The 18,962-nt window shown below is 70.7% G+C and carries 13 protein-coding genes; 7 read left to right on the top strand and 6 right to left on the bottom strand.

Annotated elements, in window-relative coordinates; all coding sequences use genetic code 11:
- Positions 1-22: 22 nt before the first annotated feature.
- On the bottom strand, positions 23-865 hold the full coding sequence (locus tag MC45_RS00945; RefSeq protein WP_038658464.1) for a PhzF family phenazine biosynthesis protein: 843 nt from the start codon (positions 863-865) through the stop codon (positions 23-25).
- 234 nt (positions 866-1,099) lie between these two features.
- Between MC45_RS00945 and MC45_RS00940 the strand changes: the two genes are divergently transcribed.
- Both MC45_RS00940 and MC45_RS00935 read left to right on the top strand, forming a co-directional pair.
- Entirely contained in the window at positions 1,100-3,496 is a 2,397-nt protein-coding gene (locus MC45_RS00940; RefSeq protein WP_038658461.1) for a TonB-dependent receptor, read from the top strand.
- A 40-nt stretch (positions 3,497-3,536) separates the two neighbouring features.
- A complete protein-coding gene (locus MC45_RS00935) occupies positions 3,537-4,367 on the top strand; it encodes an aldo/keto reductase (protein WP_038658458.1) in 831 nt (276 codons plus the stop codon).
- A 7-nt stretch (positions 4,368-4,374) separates the two neighbouring features.
- Here the strand turns inward: MC45_RS00935 and MC45_RS00930 are convergent, their stop codons facing one another.
- Positions 4,375-6,123, bottom strand: coding sequence for an alpha-amylase family glycosyl hydrolase (locus MC45_RS00930; protein WP_081974267.1), 1,749 nt, complete (start codon positions 6,121-6,123; stop codon positions 4,375-4,377).
- A 131-nt stretch (positions 6,124-6,254) separates the two neighbouring features.
- Here MC45_RS00930 and MC45_RS00925 point away from each other — a divergent pair, with 131 nt between their 5' ends.
- Positions 6,255-7,583, top strand: a complete 1,329-nt coding sequence (locus MC45_RS00925) for an MFS transporter (RefSeq protein ID WP_038658455.1) — start codon at positions 6,255-6,257, stop codon at positions 7,581-7,583.
- Here MC45_RS00925 and MC45_RS00920 read toward each other — a convergent pair.
- Together MC45_RS00920 and MC45_RS00915 are read right to left on the bottom strand one after the other, a co-directional pair.
- Entirely contained in the window at positions 7,548-8,570 is a 1,023-nt protein-coding gene (locus tag MC45_RS00920; protein WP_052075445.1) for a LacI family DNA-binding transcriptional regulator, read from the bottom strand. The two genes, MC45_RS00925 and MC45_RS00920, sit on opposite strands and share 36 nt — an antisense overlap.
- 65 nt (positions 8,571-8,635) lie before the next feature.
- Positions 8,636-9,583, bottom strand: coding sequence for an NAD-dependent epimerase/dehydratase family protein (locus tag MC45_RS00915; protein WP_038666121.1), 948 nt, complete (start codon positions 9,581-9,583; stop codon positions 8,636-8,638).
- A gap of 91 nt (positions 9,584-9,674) precedes the next feature.
- On the opposite strand from MC45_RS00915, the gene MC45_RS00910 reads away from it, so the two are divergent.
- Entirely contained in the window at positions 9,675-10,568 is an 894-nt protein-coding gene (locus tag MC45_RS00910) for a LysR family transcriptional regulator (RefSeq protein WP_038658452.1), read from the top strand.
- Here MC45_RS00910 and MC45_RS00905 read toward each other — a convergent pair.
- On the bottom strand, positions 10,535-11,890 hold the full coding sequence (locus MC45_RS00905) for a sensor histidine kinase (protein ID WP_245640793.1): 1,356 nt from the start codon (positions 11,888-11,890) through the stop codon (positions 10,535-10,537). The two genes, MC45_RS00910 and MC45_RS00905, sit on opposite strands and share 34 nt — an antisense overlap.
- On the bottom strand, positions 11,887-12,561 hold the full coding sequence (locus MC45_RS00900; RefSeq protein ID WP_038658449.1) for a response regulator: 675 nt from the start codon (positions 12,559-12,561) through the stop codon (positions 11,887-11,889). Before MC45_RS00900 ends, MC45_RS00905 begins: the two co-directional genes overlap by 4 nt.
- 87 nt (positions 12,562-12,648) lie before the next feature.
- Here MC45_RS00900 and MC45_RS00895 point away from each other — a divergent pair, with 87 nt between their 5' ends.
- The 3 genes from MC45_RS00895 to MC45_RS00885 are packed head-to-tail and all read left to right on the top strand — an operon-like array spanning position 12,649 to position 18,526.
- The gene (locus tag MC45_RS00895) at positions 12,649-13,911 is read left to right on the top strand and encodes an efflux RND transporter periplasmic adaptor subunit (protein ID WP_038658446.1); all 1,263 of its coding nucleotides are present in this window, start codon (positions 12,649-12,651) and stop codon (positions 13,909-13,911) included.
- Positions 13,908-17,105 (top strand): efflux RND transporter permease subunit, encoded by a 3,198-nt coding sequence (locus MC45_RS00890; protein WP_038658444.1) that lies wholly within the window; start codon positions 13,908-13,910, stop codon positions 17,103-17,105. Before MC45_RS00895 ends, MC45_RS00890 begins: the two co-directional genes overlap by 4 nt.
- Entirely contained in the window at positions 17,102-18,526 is a 1,425-nt protein-coding gene (locus MC45_RS00885; RefSeq protein ID WP_038658443.1) for an efflux transporter outer membrane subunit, read from the top strand. The genes MC45_RS00890 and MC45_RS00885 overlap by 4 nt, the downstream gene beginning before the upstream one ends.
- The last annotated feature ends 436 nt before the right edge of the window (positions 18,527-18,962 follow it).

Raw genomic sequence — 18,962 nt, 5'->3', positions numbered from 1 at the left:
GGATCATCCGCGCCGGCTTCCGTCACCCGCCGCTTTCGCCCACGAACAGCGTGCGGGTCTCGCCGGCGACCCAGACCTGCCCCGCCCCGTCCTGCGTGACGTGGACGCGCCCGGTCCGCCCCAGCCGCGTGCCCTGCGCGGCGACATAGCCACCGCTGGCCCGGCCGCTCGCGAACAGCCATTGGCCGACCGAGGCGTTGAGGCTGCCGGTCACCGGGTCCTCGATCAAACCGCCATGCGCGTCGCTGAAGATCGCGCGCAGCTCGAACGCCGCTTCGCCGCCCGCGGCATGCGGCCCGACGATACCGATGTCGACATGGCTGGGATGATGGCGCACCGGCTCCACCGCCAGCACCGCGTCCGCGGAGTCGAGCATCACCGCGATCCAGCCCGGCCCGTTGTCGACCCAGGCGGCATCGACGATCGCGGCGCGGTCGAGGCGCAGGATCGCCGCCACCGCGTCGATCTCCGCCTCGCTCGGCGCGCCGCCGCGCACCAGCGGCGGCGCCGCGAATGCCAGCCGATCCGCGCCGCGACGGATCGCGACGAGCCCGACGCCGCATTCCTGCACGATCGTCCCCTCCGTCTTCGGCCGGCCGCCCGCTTCCAGCCACGCATGCGCGCTGCCCAGCGTCGGATGGCCGGCGAACGGCAGCTCGTGCGCCATGGTGAAGATGCGGACGCGATAATCCGCGGCCGGATCGCCCGGCGGCAGCAGAAAGGTCGTCTCGGAGAAGTTCAGCCAGGCGGCGATCGCCTGCATCTCCTCGCCCGACAGGCCGTCGGCGTCGGCGATCACGGCGAGCGGATTGCCGGTGAAGGCACCGGTGCCGAACACATCGACGAGGCGAAACGGACGGGTCATCGAGAAGAGCCTCCTGCTGGCGGACGACCGCGCCCTTACCCCGCGATCACGCGGATGCGAAGCGGACGCTGGTCGGCGATACGGCAATCGGCCGGCGGCATCGCCGCCCAAGCCGAGCGATGCCGCGGCCAACAATTCCTCTGTCCGTCATTCCGATCCCGCCGGTAGGAATGATCGCACCGGCCGCGACCAGCGGACGGGAATGACGGGCGACATGTCCGCGACGGGGGAATCATGGCAATATTTCGATCATCGGCGCCGCACGTCCTGTGCGTGGTCGCGCTCGGCGCCGGCATCGTCGCAGCCCCCGCGGCGGCACAGTCGGTCGCGCCCCAGCCGGATGCGGCCGCGAGCCCCGCACCGTCGGAGATCGCCGAGATCACCGTCACCGCCCGCCGCCGTACGGAAAGCCTCGCCACCACGCCGGTCTCCGCCACCGTCCTGTCCGGCAGCGACCTGCTCCAGCAGAACGTCCGCAGCTTTCAGGACCTGCGCGGCGCGGTCTCCAACCTTGAACTGGTGCCGCTGCTGTCGGGAGGGACGAGCTTCACCGTCCGCGGCATCGGCCAGACCTTCAACCAGGTCAATTCCGACACCAAGGCCGGCTTCTACGTCGACGAGATGTACGTCAGCCGGCAGGAGGGCAACGACCTCTATTTCTACGACATCGCGTCGTTGCAGGTGCTCAAGGGGCCGCAGGGCACGCTGTTTGGCAAGAACACCACTGCGGGCGCGGTGCTGCTGACCACGCAGCGCCCGACCGACCGGTTCGAAGGCTATGCGCAGGTTCGCGCCGGCAGCCTGCGCCGCATCGACACGGAGGGCGCGCTCAACCTGCCGCTGGCGGACGGTATCTACGCCCGCGCCAGCTTCCGCACGCAGAGCGTCCGCGGCTTCATCAAGCACGTTCTCGACGACGGGCGCAGCGGCAACGTCAACAACCAGTCGGGCCGGCTGCAGCTGCGGCTCGACAAGGGCGGCCCACTCACCATCGACCTGCTCGGCGAGTACAACCGCTCCTCGACCGACGGTGGCGCGACCATCCCGCTCGCCTGCCTGCCTGGCGCGGACTATATCCAGAATTACGATGCGCTGCATCGCGTGCCCTATTGCACCGCTTATCCCGTGCTCGGGCGCAGCGACACGGTCTATGGCGGCGCGACGCTGCTCGCCCCGACCAGCGCCGCGGTCACCGACCTCGCCCGCGGCGGCGACGCCGACGGCGCCGGCCGCTATCGCGGCCTCGGCCCGTTCAACCGCACGACGGCCACCACGCTCAACGGCCGCCTCGGCTACGATCTCGGCGGCGGCATCGCGCTGCACAGCGTCACCGCCTATCGCCGCTCGCGCGCGCGCTTCTACACGCCGGTCAACAACGCCCCCGACGACATCTACGCCGAATATGACGACACCCGCACCAGCCAGTTCACGCAGGAGGTGACGATCGGCGGCACCGTCGCCGACGACCGCCTCACCTTCCTCGCCGGCGCCTTCTACTTCCAGCAGAAGACCCGCTTCCTGCAGGACACCGGCCCCGACTGGATCGATCCGCTCGGCTACGTCTACGATGCCGCGCTCACCTACCGCAGCTACGCCGGCTTCGCGCAGGCATCGTACAAGGTCACGCCGAAGCTCGAACTGACGCTCGGCGCGCGCTACACCTACGACCGCAAGACCGGATCGAGCTACGTCTTCTTCGCCGGCCGCAGCAACACGTTCCTCTACAATGGCCTGCCGACGTCATGCGGCTATTTCACCGGCGACTTTCTCGGCGGCATCGCCAATTGCGGCGGCGCGCCGTTCACCGCCAGCGGCCGGAATCATTGGGACGGCTTCGATCCCAAGCTCCAGCTGTCCTATCGCTGGTCGAACACCATATTCACCTATCTCACCGCAGCGCACGGCTATAACGCCGGCGGCTTCAACCAGCAGATCGGCGGCTCGTCGAGCGACGGCCGCTTCCCCTCCTCCTACGATCCCGAGAAATTGTGGTCGTACGAGGCCGGCATCAAGCTCGACCTGCTCGCGCGGCGCGCGGTCGTCAACTTGTCCGGCTTCTACCAGAAATACACCGATATCCAGGCGGGCGTGAACGTGCTGATCGGCAACGTCTCGACCCGGCAGGTGCAGAGCGCCGCCTCCGCGCACGAGGCGGGGTTCGAGGCGGAGGTAGTGTTGCGCCCGGTGCCGGACCTGACGCTGCGCGGCAATGCGGCCTATCTGACGCAGGGTTACGACAGCATCCGCCCCAATGCGGTGACGCTGACGCTCGACACGCCGGTCAGTTCCGCGCCCAAATATACCTACAGCGCCGCGGTCGCGTACGACCTGCATCTCGCCGACGGCGGCACGGTGACGCCGAGCGTCGACGTGCGCGGCGTCGGCGCCAAGCCCGCCTGCCAGTCGGGCGCGGACTATGTCTGCCGCCTGCCGGCCTATGCGCTGGTCGGCTTCCGGCTCGATTTCGCCCCACGCGCCGACGGGCCGTGGCGGATCGGCCTGTGGGGCACCAACCTCTTCGACACGGTGACGCAGCAGGCGCGGACCGGCTTCTTCGGCGGCTTCGGCATCGATCGCTTCACCCCCGGCCGGCCGCGCGAGATCGGCGTGGAGACGTCGCTGCGCTTCTGACCCCGTCGATCCAAATCGACGCTCGGGCGTTCGAAGCGTCATGAAGACGATCGCCTTGCCCGACGGCACCCACGTTCCCGCGCTCGGCCAGGGCAGCTGGATGATGGCCGAGGACCCCGCGCGCCGCGCCGATGAGATCGCCGCGCTGCGCGCCGGTATCGACCTCGGCCTGACGCTGATCGACACCGCCGAGATGTACGCCGACGGCGAATCCGAACGGCTGGTCGGCGAGGCTATCGCCGGTAGCCGCGACGGGGTGTTTCTGGTCAGCAAGGCCTATCCGCAGAACGCCTCCCGCGACCGGCTGCCTCAGGCATGCGAGGCGAGCCTGCGCCGGCTCGGCACCGACCGGCTCGACCTCTATCTGCTCCACTGGCGTGGCGGCGTGCCCCTCGGCGAGACGGTCGCGGCGATGGAGCGGCTGGTCGCCGAGGGCAAGATCCTGCGCTGGGGCGTCAGCAATCTCGATACCGACGATATGGACGAGCTGATCGCCGCGGGCGGTGCCGCCTGCGCCACCGACCAGATCCTCTACAATCTCACCCGTCGCGGCCCCGAACATGACCTGCTGCCCTGGCTGGCGCAGCGCGCGATCCCCGTCATGGCCTATAGCCCGGTCGAACAGGGCCGCCTCGCCGCCCATCCCGGCCTGCGCACGCTGGCGGCGGAGAGGGACGTGACGGCGGCGCAGCTCGCGCTCGCCTGGCTGCTGGCCCGCAACGACGTCATCGCCATCCCCAAGGCGGGCATGCTCGCCCATGTCGAGGCCAATCGCGCCGCCGCCGACCTGACACTCACCCGCGAAGACCTCGCCCATCTCGACCAGCTCTTCCCACGCCCGACCCGGCCGGTGCCGCTCGAGATGCTGTGACCGGCGCTCAGTCGCGCGCCAGCCAGAGCAGGCCGTAGCCCGGGATCGTCTCGCCCGCGGCCGCGCCGGTCAGCATGTCGGTGCGGTCGCCACCGCGATCGATCGGCCGCGCGGTGTCGTGGAAATTGGCGAGCACCACGACCTCGCCGCGGTCGATCACCAGCACGCCGTCCGCCGTCATCTCGGCCCGGGCCGGTGCCGCAGCGGCGAAGGCGGGGCTCCCAGCGCGCGCCGCGAGCAAAGCGCGGGTGATGCGGAGGAACGGCGCCCCCGGACCGGCGTCGCCGGCCGCCGCCTCGGCACGGGTCCAGTCCATTGCCGGCCGGTGCAGCCAGCGCGCGTCGAGCGCCGCCGCGCCCTCGTCGTCGTTGGGCAGGCCGATCTCGTCGCCCATATAGAGCATCGGCATCCCCGGCAGCGCCAGCAGCACCCCCAGCATCAGCCGATAGCGCGCCAGCGTCGCCTCCCCCTCGCCGCCGAGCAGCGACGCCAGCATGCCGACCGTCGCGACCGGCGCATCGGCGCGGGCCTGGAACGAGCGGCCCTGCGCGTAGCTGCCCTCCCCGGCGAAGAAGGCCGAACAGCCGCGCAGCACCGCCTCCGGCACGATCCCGCGCAGCGCCGTCCAGATGATGTCGTCGTGGCAGCGCAGATAGGTCAGCCACGCGGTATCCGGCCGCGCCAGCCGCGTCCGGTCGAGCACGGTGACCAACGGCGCCGCATCCCCGGTCGCCAGCGCGGTCCACAGCGCCGCCATCGCGCCGTTGTGATAGGCGATCTGGCAGGCGCGGCTGCCGTCCGTCGGCTCCAGATAGGGGAGCACCTCGCGGGTCTGTTCGATCGCCTCGGCGAGCAGCGCGACGCCGGGCGCCACCGCGTCGAGCCCGGCGCGCAGCGCGGCGACCAGCCGGTGCGTCTCGGGCAGGTTGCGCGACGCCGTGCCCTGCCGCTTCCAGAGATAGGGCGCGCTGTCGAGCCGGAACACGTCGACACCGACGTTCGCCCAGAACAGCAATACGTCGAGCATCTCGCGGAACACCGCCGGGTTCGACCAGTCGAGATCCCATTGGAACGGATAGAAGGTCGTCCACACCCAGCCGTCGAGCGCCGGCTCGTACGTGAAATTGCCCGGCGCGGTATCGGGGAAGACTTCGTCCAGCCCGGCCTCCCAGGCGGCGACCTCGCCGGCCTCGGCGACGATCCGGAAATAGCCGCGCTTCTCGGCGTCGCCGGCGAGCGCCGCCTGCGCCCAGGCGTGATCGCGCGCGCAATGGTTGAGCACGCAGTCCATCGCCAGCGCCATGCCGCGCTCGTGCAGGTCGCGGGCGATCGCACGCACGTCGTCGACGCTGCCGAGCCGCGGATCGATCGCGCGATAATCGGCGACCGCGAAGCCGCCGTCGCTGTCGCCCGATTGCGGCAGCGTCATCGGCAGCGGGTGGAGCAGCCGCACGCCCAGCCGGTTGAGCCAGCCCAGCCGCATTTGCAGCCCCGCCAGATTGCGCGCGAAGCGATCGACGTAGAAGCTGTAGCCGATCATGTCGGACGCACCGAACCAGCGCGGATCCGCCGCACGGTCGCCGTCGAGCGTACGCAGATCGTAGGCGCGCGCCTCGGCGGCGGCATCGAGCACCGCGCGCAGCCGGGCCTGCTCCGCCGCCCATTGCGGATGATCGCGATACAAGGGATCGAGCAAGGCGATCAGCGCCGCGCCGCGATCCGCCGGGCCGTCGCCCGCCACTGGTGAACCGTGCATGTCCGTCCTCCCGTGCCGCCGGTATCACCCGCTGCGGCCTGCCTGCCCCGATGATCCGCGCCGCCTTTCACAATCGATTGTGATCGTCAAGCGGAGCGGATATGACGGCGGCCCCGGGGGGAGAGGCGACGATGCACGACAGGACAGGCGGCACGACGGCAGGGCGGCTCGGCGTCTGGCACATCGTCCAGATGAACCTCGGCTTTTTCGGCCTGCAATTCAGCTTCGGACTGCAACAGGCCAATATGGGGCCGATCTACGGCTATCTCGGCGCCGACGAGGCGACGCTGCCGCTGCTCTGGCTCGCCGGGCCGGTGACCGGGCTGCTCGTCCAGCCGATCGTCGGCGCGCTGTCCGACCGCACGGTGAGTCGCTGGGGGCGGCGCACGCCCTATTTTCTGATCGGCGCCATCCTGTGTTCGCTGGGGCTGCTGGGGATGCCCTACAGCCGGACGCTGTGGATGGCGGCGAGCCTGTTGTGGATCCTCGATGCCGCCAACAACGTCACGATGGAGCCCTATCGCGCCTATGTCGGCGACCGGCTCGACGCGCGGCAGCGGCCGCTCGGCTTCCTGATGCAGAGCGCGTTCACCGGTCTGGCGCAGACGCTCGCCTATCTGTCGCCGTCGCTGCTCGTCGCGCTCGGCATGAGCCGCGACGCGGTCGACGCCAACGGCATTCCCGATATCACCCGTATCGCTTTCCTGATCGGCGCGGCGCTGTCGCTCGGCACGATCCTCTGGTCGGTGTGGCGGGTGCCCGAACTGCCGCTCGATCCCGCGGCGGTGGCGGCGATGCGGCGCCGGCCGCTGTCCGCGGCGACCGCGCTCGCCGATATCGCGGTGGCGATCCGCGAGATGCCGCTGGCGATGCGCCGGCTGGGGATCGCGATGTTCTGCCAATGGTATGCGATGTTCGCGTATTGGCAGTTCATCGCGCACGGCCTCGCCGCCTCGCTCTACCACACCGCCGACCCCGCCAGCGCCGGCTTCCGCCAGGCGGCGCTCGACGTCGGCCTGCTCGGCGGCTTCTACAATTTCGTCGCCTTCGTCGCCGCCTTCGCGCTCGTCCCCTTCACCCGCCGCGCCGGGCCGAAGATCGTCCACGCCGCCTGCGTCGCGTTCGCCGGGGTCGCGATGCTCGCCATCCCCTTCTGCGCCGACCGCTGGACGTTGCTGCTGCCGATGCTCGGCATCGGCTTCGGCTGGGCGAGCCTGATGGGCAATCCCTATGTCATGCTGACCGACAGCATCCCGGCCGAGCGCAACGGCGTCTATATGGGCATCTTCAATATGTTCATCGTCGTGCCGATGATGATCGAGAGCGTCACGATGCCGTTGCTCTACCGCTCGCTGCTCGGCGGCGATCCGCGCCACGTCATCATGCTCGCCGGCGGGCTGATGATCGCCGCCGCAATCGCGACGCTAGCCGTCCGCGGGCCGCGCCACGCCGCCGCCTGAGACGGTCGAGCCGCGCACGATCAGCGTGGCTGGCAGCAGTCTCGACGGCGCGGCCCGCCCGGCGAGCCGCTCGAACAGCGCCGCGACCAGCCGTCGCGCGCCCTCGGCGACATCCTGGCGGATCGTCGTCAGGCCGGGCGTGACATGCGCCGCCATCGCCACGTCGTCGTAACCGACGATCGCGACCTCCTCCGGTACCTTGGCCCCCGCCGCGACCAGCGCCTGCATCGCCCCGATCGCCGCCACGTCGGACGCGGCGAACAGCGCATCGGCGCGCGCGCCGTCGCGCCACCACGCGGCCACCGCCGCGGCGGCCGCATCGACCGTCGCCGCCGCCGGCACGATCACAACCTCCACCCCCGCCAGTTCCGCGCGAAAGCCGGCGAGCCGCTGGCCGAATTCGGGCAGGCCGGCATCGCCGACGAAGGCGAAGCGGTGCCGCCCGAGCGCGCGCAAATGGTGCGCCGCGACCCGTCCGCCTTCGCGATTGTCGGACCCGACCGTCGGATAGCCCGCGTCCGGCAGCGCCGCGCCCCACACCACCAGCGGCGGATAGCGCCGTGCCACCCGCGCGATCGTCTCGGCCTGATCCGACTGGCCGATCAGGATCAGCCCGTCGATCTTGCCCGAATCGACCAGCCGGTCGAGCCAGTCCTCGCCCGCCGGCAGCACCCGGCTGAGCACGATGTCATAGCCGTGCAGCACCAGCGCGTCGGCGACATGCCCCAGCAGGCTGAGGAAGAACGGATCGGTGAGATGCTGCCCGACCGCATGGCCGAGCGGCCAGGCGATGCCGATCGCATTGGTCCGCTGCAGGCGCAGGTTCCGCGCCATCTCGTTGGGACGATAGCCATGCGTCTCGGCGAGATCGCGTACCCGTTCGCGCGTCCCCTCGGCGACCGACCAATGACCCGACAGCGCGCGCGAGATGGTGGAGATCGACAAACCGCTCAACCGGGCGAGATCGGAAAGGCTCTTGGCACGCATGGCGACGACTAACCCCGCGGCCCGCGGGCAAAGTCAAGCCACGACGGTGCGATCGACCGCCCGGCTCACAGGCAGCCAGGGCTGGCGAGCGTCGTCCGCACCGCACGCTCCAGCGGCGTATGCGGCTCCGCGCCGAGCGCCGCGACCAGCCGCGCATTGCCCAGCCGCACCGGCCGCTGCCACAGATAGCGCATCTCCATCATCTCGCGCGGCGTCGTCGCGACCAGAGCGGCGAGCCGCAGCAGCCACCACGGCAGCGGCTGGATCGGCAGGGCGGGGTCGCCGAGCACCCGCGCGATCGTTTCGACCATCCGCCGGCCGTCGCCATCCCATTGCCCTTCCATGTGGAAGCGCTCGAAGGCGGCCGCTCCCGGCCGGTCGAGCAGCCGCACCATCGTCTCGGCGACATCGGGTAGATACGCCCATTGGTGGCCGACACCACGCCGCCCCGGTTGGCGGATCACTTTGGGGCGCGCACCGGGCGCGATCAGCCCCTGCGCGAACCAGCTGTTCGCCGCGCCCGGCCCGAAATAATCGCCGGCGCGGACGATCAGCACCCGCGCCTCGCCACGCTCCGCCGCCGCCTGCAACCGCCGCTCCAGCGCCACCCGGATCGCGCCCTTGCGCGTTACCGGCCGCTGCGGGGCATCCTCGTCGATCGGGTCGCCGGCATCGGGGCCGTAATTGTACACCGTGCCGGGCAGGACGATGCGCGCGCCGCTGGTCCGCGCCGCGCCGATCGTCGCATCGATCATCGGCAGCACCAGCCGCTGCCAGTCGCGATAGCCCGGCGGGTTGACCGCATGGACGATCACCGCCGCGCCGCGCGCCGCGGCCTCCACCGCCGCCGGGTCCATCGCATCGCCGACGACCGGCACGCAGCGCGGATCGAGCCGCGCCGCCCCATGCCGGACGAGCGCACGCACCTGCCAGCCGTCGTGCAGCAGCCGCTGCGTGACCGCGCCGCCGATCCCGCCGGTCGCGCCGAGGATCAATGCCGTCCGCTGTGTCATCACCATCTCCATCATCGTGCGAAGAAGGAAATGGCCGCGATCCAGCACCACGGGAATTGTCGAAAGCCGATGGGCTGCTATACGGAAATGCATGAACAGCGAACCGAGTTGGGACGTCTACCGCAGCTTCGCCGCGGTGCTGCGCGAGGGTTCGTTGTCCGCCGCTGCGCGCGCGCTCGGCATGACCCAGCCGAGCATCGCCCGCCACGTCGATGCGCTCGAACGCGCGATCGGCGGCACGTTGTTCGTCCGCTCGCAGCGCGGCCTGTCGCCGACCGATCGCGCGCTTGCGCTGCGGCCGCATGCCGAGGCGCTGGCGGTGGCGGCGGACGCGCTGCGCCGGACCGGGACCGGCCGGCCCGATGCGGTCGCCGGCGTGGTGCGGATCAGCGCCAGTCATTCGGTCGGCGTCGCACACCTGCCGCCGATCCTCACCGCATTGCGCCGGGAGCATCCGGGGCTGATCGTCGAGCTGGCGCTGTCGAACGAGGTCGACGACCTGTTGCAGCGGCGCGCCGATATCGCCGTCCGCATGGTCGAGCCGACGCAGCAGGCGCTGGTCGCGCGGCGGATCGGCGCGCTCCACGTCGGCTTCCACGCGCATCGCGACTATCTCGACCGTCGCGGCATGCCGGAGAGCGCCGCCGAGCTGCGCGCCCACGACCTGATCGGCTTCGACACCGAGACGCCGTTCATCCGCAGCGCGATGCGCCATCTGCCGGGGATCGACCGCGACGCCTTCGCGCTGCGCGTCGACAGCGAGGCGGCGCAACTGGCGGCGATCCGCGCCGGCTTCGGCATCGGTATCTGCCAAATCGCGATCGCCCGCACGGATCCCGCGCTGGTCCGCCTGTTACCCGACGCGCTCGACCTGCCGCTGCCGATGTGGATCGTGATGCACGAGGATCTGCGCCGCAGCGAACGCTATCGCGCCGTCTTCGACGCGCTGGTTCAGGGCCTCTCCGCGGTGGCCGCGAACGGCTGAGCGATAGCGTCCTCCGCCGTCCGCTTGAAGCGGATCGTCGCGCGCAACCCGCGGCCGTCGTCGCCGGCGCCGATGTGCAGCCGTCCGCCATGCGCCGCCGCGACGCGCTGGACGATCGACAGGCCGAGTCCGAAACCCTCAGTGCGCGCGGTGCCGGCCCGCCAGAAGCGCGTCGCCATCCGTTCGAGATGCGCCGCGGCGATCGGCGGGCCGTCGTCGCCGACGCTCACCTCCGGCCCCGGCCCGACCCGCACGGTGATCCGCGTCCCCGGCGGCGTGTGCCGCGCGGCATTGTCGATCAGATTCTCCAGCGCGAGGCCGATCGCCCCGGCATAACCGGGCAGCAGCGGCGCGCCGCGGTCGTCGAGCGCGATCCGCCGCCCGCCCGCGATGATCGCCGGCGCGCGGTCCGCGACCACGTCGGCGGCCACCGAAATCAGGTCGATCGCCGCCCCCGCCCCCTCGATCGGCCGTTCCAGCTCGGCGAGCACGAGCAATTGCGCGATCACTCGCGCCGCGCGATCGACCTCGCCGAGCAGCGTGCGGCGGATGGCCTCGTCGGGGATCGCATCGGCGCGCAGCCGGATCGTCGCCAGCGGCGTGCGCAATTCGTGCGCGACGTCGGCGGCGAAGGCGGTCTGCGCGGCGAACGCCTGTTCGAGCCGGTCGAGCGCGGCATTGGTCGCCGCGGCGAGCGGCTCGACCTCCCACGGCAGCGTGCCGTGCGGCAGTCGCCGGTCGAGCGTCTGCGGGCCGATCGCCGCGGCGATGTCCGACGCCGCGGTCATCCGCCGCGTCAGCCGCCGCGTCAGGCCGACCCCGACCAGCGGCAGCAGCACGACCAGCGGCAGCAGCAGCAGCGCGAACCGCGCGAGGAAGGCGTCCACGATATCGTCCGCCACCACCTCCGGCGCGGCATCGTCCTGCGCCACCACCACCCAGCGCCCGCCGGCCGGCCGGCTCACCGCCGCCAGCGTGCCCCGTCGCACGATCCGCAATTGCCCGTCGAGCGGCACCGCGCGGATGATCCCCGGCCGCGGCCGCCCGCGCTGCGCGAGGATGTGCCGGCCGCCATCCACAACGGTCAGCGTGAGCCCGCCCGCGAGGATGTCCGCCGCCTCGATCGCCTGGCCGGGATCATGGTCGCGCAGCAGCGTCGCGATCCCCTCGGCCTGCTGGCGCAGCACGTCGCGCTGGTAATGATGCGCAACGCGATGCAGCATCAAGGCACCGAGCGGCAGCATCGCCGCGGCGATCAGCGCGGTGACGCCGTGGAGCAGCGCGAACTGCCCGGCGAGCGAGCGCGGCGCGCGCAGCCTCACGCCGCGGCGCGGAGCAGATAGCCGACGCCGCGCACCGTCTCGATCCGCGCGCCGGTCTCCGCCTCGTCGAGCCGCTTGCGCAGCCGGTGAACATAGACCTCGACCGCGTTCGAGCCGAGATCGCCGCCGGCGCCGAACAGATGGTCCTCGACCAGCCGCTTGGGCACGACGTTGCCGCCGCGACGCAGCAGCAGCTCGAGCAATTCGGTTTCGCGCGCCGACAGCGGCAGCAACGTCTCGCCGACCCGCGCCACCCGCGTCTCGACGTCGAAGACGAGCCGGGCGCAGCTCAGCGATACGCCCAGATAGCCGCCCTGCCGGCGCAGCACCGCGAGGATGCGCGCGTGCAGCTCGTCGGGATCGAACGGCTTGACAATATAATCGTCGGCGCCGCCGTGGAGCCCGCGGATGCGCGCATCGACGCTGCCGCGCGCGGTCAGCGCCAGCACCGGGCGGACGTTGCCGCCGGCACGCATTCGCCGCAGCAGCGCCAGCCCGTCGCCGTCGGGCAGGCCGAGGTCGAGCAGCACCGCGGCATGGTCGATCGCGGCGAGATAGGCCTCCGCCTCCTCGATGCTGGCGGCATGGTCCACCGTCATGCCGCGCTGGCGCAGCGCACCGGTCAGCGCGTCGGCCAGCGCCGCATCGTCCTCGATCAGCAAAATCCGCAAACATCCTCCCGCGCCGCAGCATCCGTCAGCACGCTGTAAGCCAGCCCGCCTATCGGCTCCAAGCTTCATCGCATGCGCAGGTCCCCGATGCACGCCACCGAACACCCCGAACCCCTCGCCCCCGCCACCACTTTGTCCCGATCGGCGCAATGGCGCTGGCTGGGCATCGTCGCGGTGGTGCTGGCGGGCGTGGTGCTGCTCGTCATGCTCGTCGGCAAGCTCACCCATCATGAGGAGACCGCGCCGCCGCCCCCGCCGCCGGGCACCTTTCGCCCGACCAAAACGCAGATGGCGTCGCTCGCCACGATGCGGGTCGGCATGGGCGCGTCGGACGCGCGCACGCTGGCCAGCGGCGCGATCACGGTAGACGGCGACCACAGCACACCGGTGCTGATGCCCTATAGCGGCCAGGTCGTCCGCGTGCTCGTCGATGCCGGCCAGCGCGTCACGCAGGGGCAGCCGTTGCTGCTGGTCCGCACCAACGACTTCGTCGACGGCCGCAACGCGCTATTCGCGGCGCGGGCAGCCTATCAGAACGCGCAGGCGCAGCTCGCCACCGCGCAGCGCACCGCCGAACGCCAGCGGCTGATCTACGAGACCGCGGGCGGCGCGCAGAAGGACTATCAGCAGGCGCAAACCGATCTCGCCGCGGCGCAGGCGACCGCCCGCACCGCCGCCGCCGCGCTCGGCGCCGCGCGCGACAAGCTCGCGGTGCTCGGCAAGTCGCCGGCGGAGATCCGCCAGCTCGAGGGCGTCGGCGAAGTCTCCGGCATCCACGACGTCACCACGCTGCACGCGCCGATCAGCGGCCTGATCGCCTCGCGCGACGTGTCCGCAGGCGAATATGTCAGCCAGGGCGGCGACAAGCCGGTGATGACGATCACCGATCCGTCGCGCGTCTGGCTCGTCGCGCAGGTCGCCGAAAGCGATGCCGAGGCGATTCACGTCGGCGATTCGGCGACGGTCACCACCCCCGCGCTGCCCGACCGCCGCTTCCAGGCGCGCATCGACCTCGTCGGCGCCGCGCTCGATCCGCAGACGCACCGCCTGCCGGTGCGCGCCGCGATCGCCAATCCCGACGGCGCGCTCAAGCCGCAGATGTTCGCCAGCTTCCAGATCCACCGTGCGCAGGCCGGCGACGCGATCCGCGTCCCCGCCGCCGCGGTGATCCACGAGGGCGATCAGGCGCGCGTCTGGGTGGTCCGCCCCGACGGCCTGCTCGTCGCGCGCGACGTCGTCGCCGGCGACGCGCAGGACGGCCAAGTCGTCATCGTCAAGGGCCTCGCCCCCGGCGAGCGCATCGTCACCGCCGGCGCCTTGTTCGTCAACGAAGCGGGGATCGGCGAATGAACCGCATCGTTGCCTTCGCGCTCCGCCAGCGGCTGCTCATCGTCGGCGTCTTCGTCGCGATGCTCGCCGCCGGCGTGATCGGCTTCGCCAACCTGAATATCGAGGCCTATCCCGATCCCGTCCCGCCGATGGTCGAGGTCATCACCCAGACGCAGGGCCTCTCCGCCGAGGAGATGGAGCGCAACGTCACCATCCCGATCGAGGTCGGCATGGCGGGCATCCCGCACCTCACCGCGATCCGCGCGATCAGCCTGTTCGGCCTGTCCGACATCAAGATCCAGTTCAGCTACGACCTGACCAACGACCAAGCCAAGCAGCAGGTGATCAACCGCCTGTCGCAGCTGCCGCCGCTCAGCGGCGGTGCGCAGCCGACGCTGTCGCCGACGAGTCCCGTCGGCGAGATCTACCGCTACAAGATCAGCGCCCCCAAGGGCTATTCGGTCATGGACCTCAAGACGTTGCAGGACTGGGTGCTGCAACGCCGGTTCAAGCGCATCCCCGGCGTGATCGACGTCACCGGCTGGGGCGGCAAATTGCGCGCCTATGACGTGGTGATCGACAATGACCGGCTCGCCGCGCACAACGTCACCGTCAGCCAGGTGCTCGCCGCGATCGCCAAGAGCGACGGCAACGTCGGCGGCCAGACGATCAACTTCGGCAGCCAGGCGGCGATCGTCCGCGGCGTCGGCCTGATCCAGACCCCGTCGGGGATCGAGAACGTCCTCGTCGGCAGCGCCGGCGGCCAGCCGGTGCTGGTCAAGGACGTTGCCACGGTGAAGGTCGGCAACAGCCCGCGGCTCGGCATCGCCGGCTATAACGACCAGGACGATATCGTGCAGGGCATCGTGCTAATGCAGCGCGGCGCCCAGTCGATGCCGACGATCGAGGCGGTGCAGAAGGAGGTCGCCAATATCAACGATTCGGGCGTGCTGCCGCCCGGCGTCCATCTCGACCGCATCTACGACCGGTCGGACCTCATCCACCTCACCATCCATACCGTGCTCGAGAATATGGTGGTCGGCATCCTGCTGATCTTCGCGCTGCAATGGCTGTTCCTCGGCAATCTACGCAGCGCGATCATCGTCGCCGCCACCATCCCCTTCGCGCTCGCCTTCGCGATCCTGATCCTCGTGCTGCAGGGCGAGAGCGCCAACCTGCTCTCGGTCGGCGCGCTCGACTTCGGCCTCGTCGTCGACGCCTGCGTCATCATGGTCGAGAACATCTTCCGCCACATGGTCGAACGCTCCGCGCACCTCGAAAGCGGGCGCGGCCATTACACGCTCGCCAACCGCTTCTCGGCGGTGCTCGGCGCGAGCAGCGAGGTCAGCCGCGGCATCTTCTTCGCCGCCGCGATCATCATCGCCAGCTTCCTGCCGCTGTTCACGCTGACCGGGGTCGAGGGCCATATCTTCGGCCCGATGGCCAAGACCTATGCCTATGCGATCAGCGGCGGCCTGCTCGCGACCTTCACCGTCGCACCGGTGCTCGCCACCCTCCTCCTCCCCGACAAACTGTCCGAGGTCGAGACGTGGATCGTCGGCAAGCTGCGCCGCGCCTACGAACCCGCCGCCGCCTTCGCGCTCGGCAATCGCGTGCTGACGCTCGGTGCCGCCGCGCTGATGCTGCTGGTCGCGGTGCTCGGCGTGCGCACGCTCGGCATCGAATTCCTGCCGCACCTCGAAGAGGGCAATATGTACATCCGCGCCACTTTGCCCGGCTCGATCAGCCTGGAGGCGGGCGAGCCCGCGGTGAACGGCATCCGCCGCATCATCGCCAGCTATCCCGAGACGACCGCGGTGCTCTCCGCGCATGGCCGGCCCGACGACGGCACCGACGCCACCGGCTTCTTCAACGCCGAATTCTTCGTGCCGCTCAAGCCCGCCAGCGAATGGCCGCACGGCGTCACCAAGGAAACGCTGATCGCCGAACTGTCGCAGCGACTGACCGCCAAATATCCCGGCGTCGATTTCTCCTTCTCGCAGATCATCGAGGATAACGTCGAGGAAGCCGCTTCGGGCGTGAAGGGTGCCAATTCGATCAAGCTGTTCGGCCCCGATCTCGCGACGCTCGAAAAATACGCCAACCAGATCAAGGACCAGATGAGCCAGGTCCGCGGCATCGAGGATCTCGGCGTGTTCCAGTCGCTCGGCCAGCCGACGGTGCGCGTCGACGTCGATCGCGCGCGCGCCGCCCGCTACGGCCTGACGCCTGACGACATCAACGCGACCGTCGCCGCCGCGGTCGGCGGCAGTTCGTCCGCCGATCTCTACGAGGCCGGCACCGACCGCCACTTCCCGATCATCGTCCGGCTGAAATCGGAGCAGCGCGATTCGCTGGAGGCGATCCGCCGCATCACCATCGGCGCCCCCGCCCCCGACGGCACCAGCGGCACGATCCAGGTGCCGCTGTCGGAAGTGGCGAACGTCCACCTCACCTCGGGCGCATCGTTCATCTACCGCGAGCATCAGGAACGCTACATCCCGATCAAATTCTCGGTGCGCGGCCGCGATCTCGGCGGTGCGGTCGAGGAGGCGCGCGCGCGGATCACGCAGAAGGTGCATCTCCCTGCCGGCTATCATCTCGAATGGGCGGGCGAACTCGACAATCTCACCAACGCGATCGCGCGGCTGGAGATCGTCGTGCCGATCAGCCTGCTGCTCATGCTGCTGTTGCTCTACGCCAATTTCGGCTCGATCCGCGACAGTCTGCTCGCTTTCTCCGCCATCCCGATGGCGGTCGTCGGCGGCGTGCTCGCGCTGGCGCTGACCGGCACCGCGTTCAGCATCTCCGCGGCGATCGGCTTCGTCGCGCTGTTCGGCATTGCGGTGATGGACGGCATCCTCGTCGTCACCACCTTCAACAATGCGGTGGATGAAGGCGTCGATCGCGCCGCGGCGATCGGCACCACGGTGCGCCACAGCCTGCGCCCGGTGGTGATGACCTGCCTCGTCGCGGCGATCGGCCTGCTGCCCGCGGCGCTGTCGACCGGCATCGGCAGCCAGGTTCAGAAGCCGCTCGCGCTCGTCGTCGTCGGCGGCATGGCGCTCGCGCCGCTGCTGATCCTGCTGGTGCTGCCGGTGCTGATCGACCGCTTCTCGAAGCGGGTGCCGCCGGAGGATCGCGGCGCGCACGGTCGTGACGTGGGCCATGCCCCGCCGCATGGCGATGCCGCCGGCCCGGAGGTGGTGGCATGAGCCGCGCCCTCGCCCTGCTGCTCGCCTGCACCACCGCCGCCTGCGCCGCGGGACCGCACGATCTCGACGCGCACGCGCCGCTGCCCCCGGCGGCGACGCCGGCGCCGATCGCGCCCGCGGCCGGCACCGCGCAGACCTTCACCGCCGCGCCGCTGCGCGTCGACTGGTGGACCGCCTTCGCCAGCCCGCAGCTCGACGCGCTCGTCGCCGAAGCGCTCGCGCACAACAACGATATCGCCAGCGCCGACGCCTCGCTGCGTCAGGCGCGCGAGCTGGCCGGTGCCGCCGCCGGCGCGGCGTTGCCGCAGGTCGACGCCGGCTATCAGGCCGAACGCGCCCGTGTCTCGAACGCGCTGTCGCCGCCGGTCGCCGACCAGAATCAGGAACTCTATACGCTGCACACCGCGCAGGTGAACGTCAGCTACGGCCTCGACCTGTTCGGCGGCACGCGCTCGCGGGTGCGTTCGGCGCGCGCCGCCGCGGAGGTCCAGCGCCAGCGGCTCGGCGCCGCACGCACCACGGTCGTCGCCAATCTCGTCCAGGCGGTGATCCAGCGCGCCGCGCTCGCCGATCAGGTCGAGGCGGCGAAGACCGCGGTCGCGGTCAATCGTGACATCCTCGACAGCCTGCTCCGCCGTCAGCAGCTCGGCGCGATCGGTGCCGCCGACGTCGCCACGCAGCAGACCGCGCTCGCCACCGCCGAGGGCGCACTGCCGCCACTGATCCGGCAGGAAGCGCACCAGCGGGTCGTCATCGCGACGCTGCTCGGCCGCCCCGCCGGCGATACGCTGCCGCCACTGCCCGCGCTCGCCGCGTTGACGCTGCCCGGCGCACTGCCCTTGGTCCTGCCATCCGATCTCGTCGCGCGGCGGCCGGACGTGCTCGCGGCCCGTGCGCAGCTCGAAGGGGCCGGTGCCGACGTGCGCACCGCGATCGCCGCGCGGCTGCCCTCGATCACGCTCAGCGCCAATGCCGGCGGCTCGGCGCAGCGCTTCGGCGACATGTTCAAGGACGGCAATCCGTTCTGGACGCTGATCGGCGGCATCACCCAGCCGATCTTCCACGCCGGCGCGTTGCGCCATCAGCAGCACGCGGCGGAGGCGGCGCTCGACGGTGCCAAGGCGGCCTATCGCAGCGCGGTGCTACAGGCGTTCGGCGACGTCTCCGATGCGCTGACCGGCCTCGCCACCGACGCCAATGCGCTCGACGCGGCCACGCGCGCGGCGGACGCCTCGGGCCGGGCGCTGACCTACGTCCGCCGCCAGCTCGCACTCGGCGACGTCGGCACGCTCGCGCTGCTCAACGCCACCGCCGCCGACGCGCAGGCGCGCGCGCAACTGGTGCAGGCCCGCGCCGCCCGGCTCAGCGACACCGTCGCGCTGTTCCAGGCCAGCGGCGGCCCGGTCGCCACGCCGCGCTGATCCGCACCGCAGCCGGGGCGGCGGACGCAGCCGCCCCGTATCGGTTCGCCTGCGACACTCGTCGCGCGATTCGCATGACCCCGCGCCACGCGTGGGACGCGACTGTCGTCATCCCCCTGACAGCCAAAGACCAATTTGCCGGCCTGTCCTACATCGTCGTCGCAATGATAGGCGTCCGCAAACGGCGCTCACGCTCTTTTTCATCGCGACCACGAGACTGGTGCAAGTATGGAAACGATCGGACGTGAATCGTTTCCATTAAGGTGTCCATCTTGTCCATGTCGTCCAACACGACGAGCATGTCACACGCATCGACCGACGCATTCCGGCAAGGTCGCGCCACGACCTCGACACCATCGATCCGTCACTTCGGAACGCAAGGCCTGCCAAAGCTGCCCAGTGCTCCTGCGAAAGCAGGAGCCCAGGAGTCTCGAAC

It is taken from the genome of Sphingomonas taxi, from assembly GCF_000764535.1.
GTDB classification, from domain to species: domain Bacteria; phylum Pseudomonadota; class Alphaproteobacteria; order Sphingomonadales; family Sphingomonadaceae; genus Sphingomonas; species Sphingomonas taxi.
The sequence above is the reverse complement of the archived record's forward strand: the minus strand, read 5'-3'. Positions and strand labels throughout refer to the sequence as shown.

Coding starts and splice junctions, on each gene's coding strand:
- MC45_RS00945 (WP_038658464.1), bottom strand. CDS start 865: ATGACCCGTCCGTTTCGCCTCGTCGATGTGTTCGGCACCGGTGCCTTC.
- MC45_RS00940 (WP_038658461.1), top strand. CDS start 1,100: ATGGCAATATTTCGATCATCGGCGCCGCACGTCCTGTGCGTGGTCGCG.
- MC45_RS00935 (WP_038658458.1), top strand. CDS start 3,537: ATGAAGACGATCGCCTTGCCCGACGGCACCCACGTTCCCGCGCTCGGC.
- MC45_RS00930 (WP_081974267.1), bottom strand. CDS start 6,123: ATGCACGGTTCACCAGTGGCGGGCGACGGCCCGGCGGATCGCGGCGCG.
- MC45_RS00925 (WP_038658455.1), top strand. CDS start 6,255: ATGCACGACAGGACAGGCGGCACGACGGCAGGGCGGCTCGGCGTCTGG.
- MC45_RS00920 (WP_052075445.1), bottom strand. CDS start 8,570: ATGCGTGCCAAGAGCCTTTCCGATCTCGCCCGGTTGAGCGGTTTGTCG.
- MC45_RS00915 (WP_038666121.1), bottom strand. CDS start 9,583: ATGACACAGCGGACGGCATTGATCCTCGGCGCGACCGGCGGGATCGGC.
- MC45_RS00910 (WP_038658452.1), top strand. CDS start 9,675: ATGAACAGCGAACCGAGTTGGGACGTCTACCGCAGCTTCGCCGCGGTG.
- MC45_RS00895 (WP_038658446.1), top strand. CDS start 12,649: ATGCACGCCACCGAACACCCCGAACCCCTCGCCCCCGCCACCACTTTG.
- MC45_RS00890 (WP_038658444.1), top strand. CDS start 13,908: ATGAACCGCATCGTTGCCTTCGCGCTCCGCCAGCGGCTGCTCATCGTC.
- MC45_RS00885 (WP_038658443.1), top strand. CDS start 17,102: ATGAGCCGCGCCCTCGCCCTGCTGCTCGCCTGCACCACCGCCGCCTGC.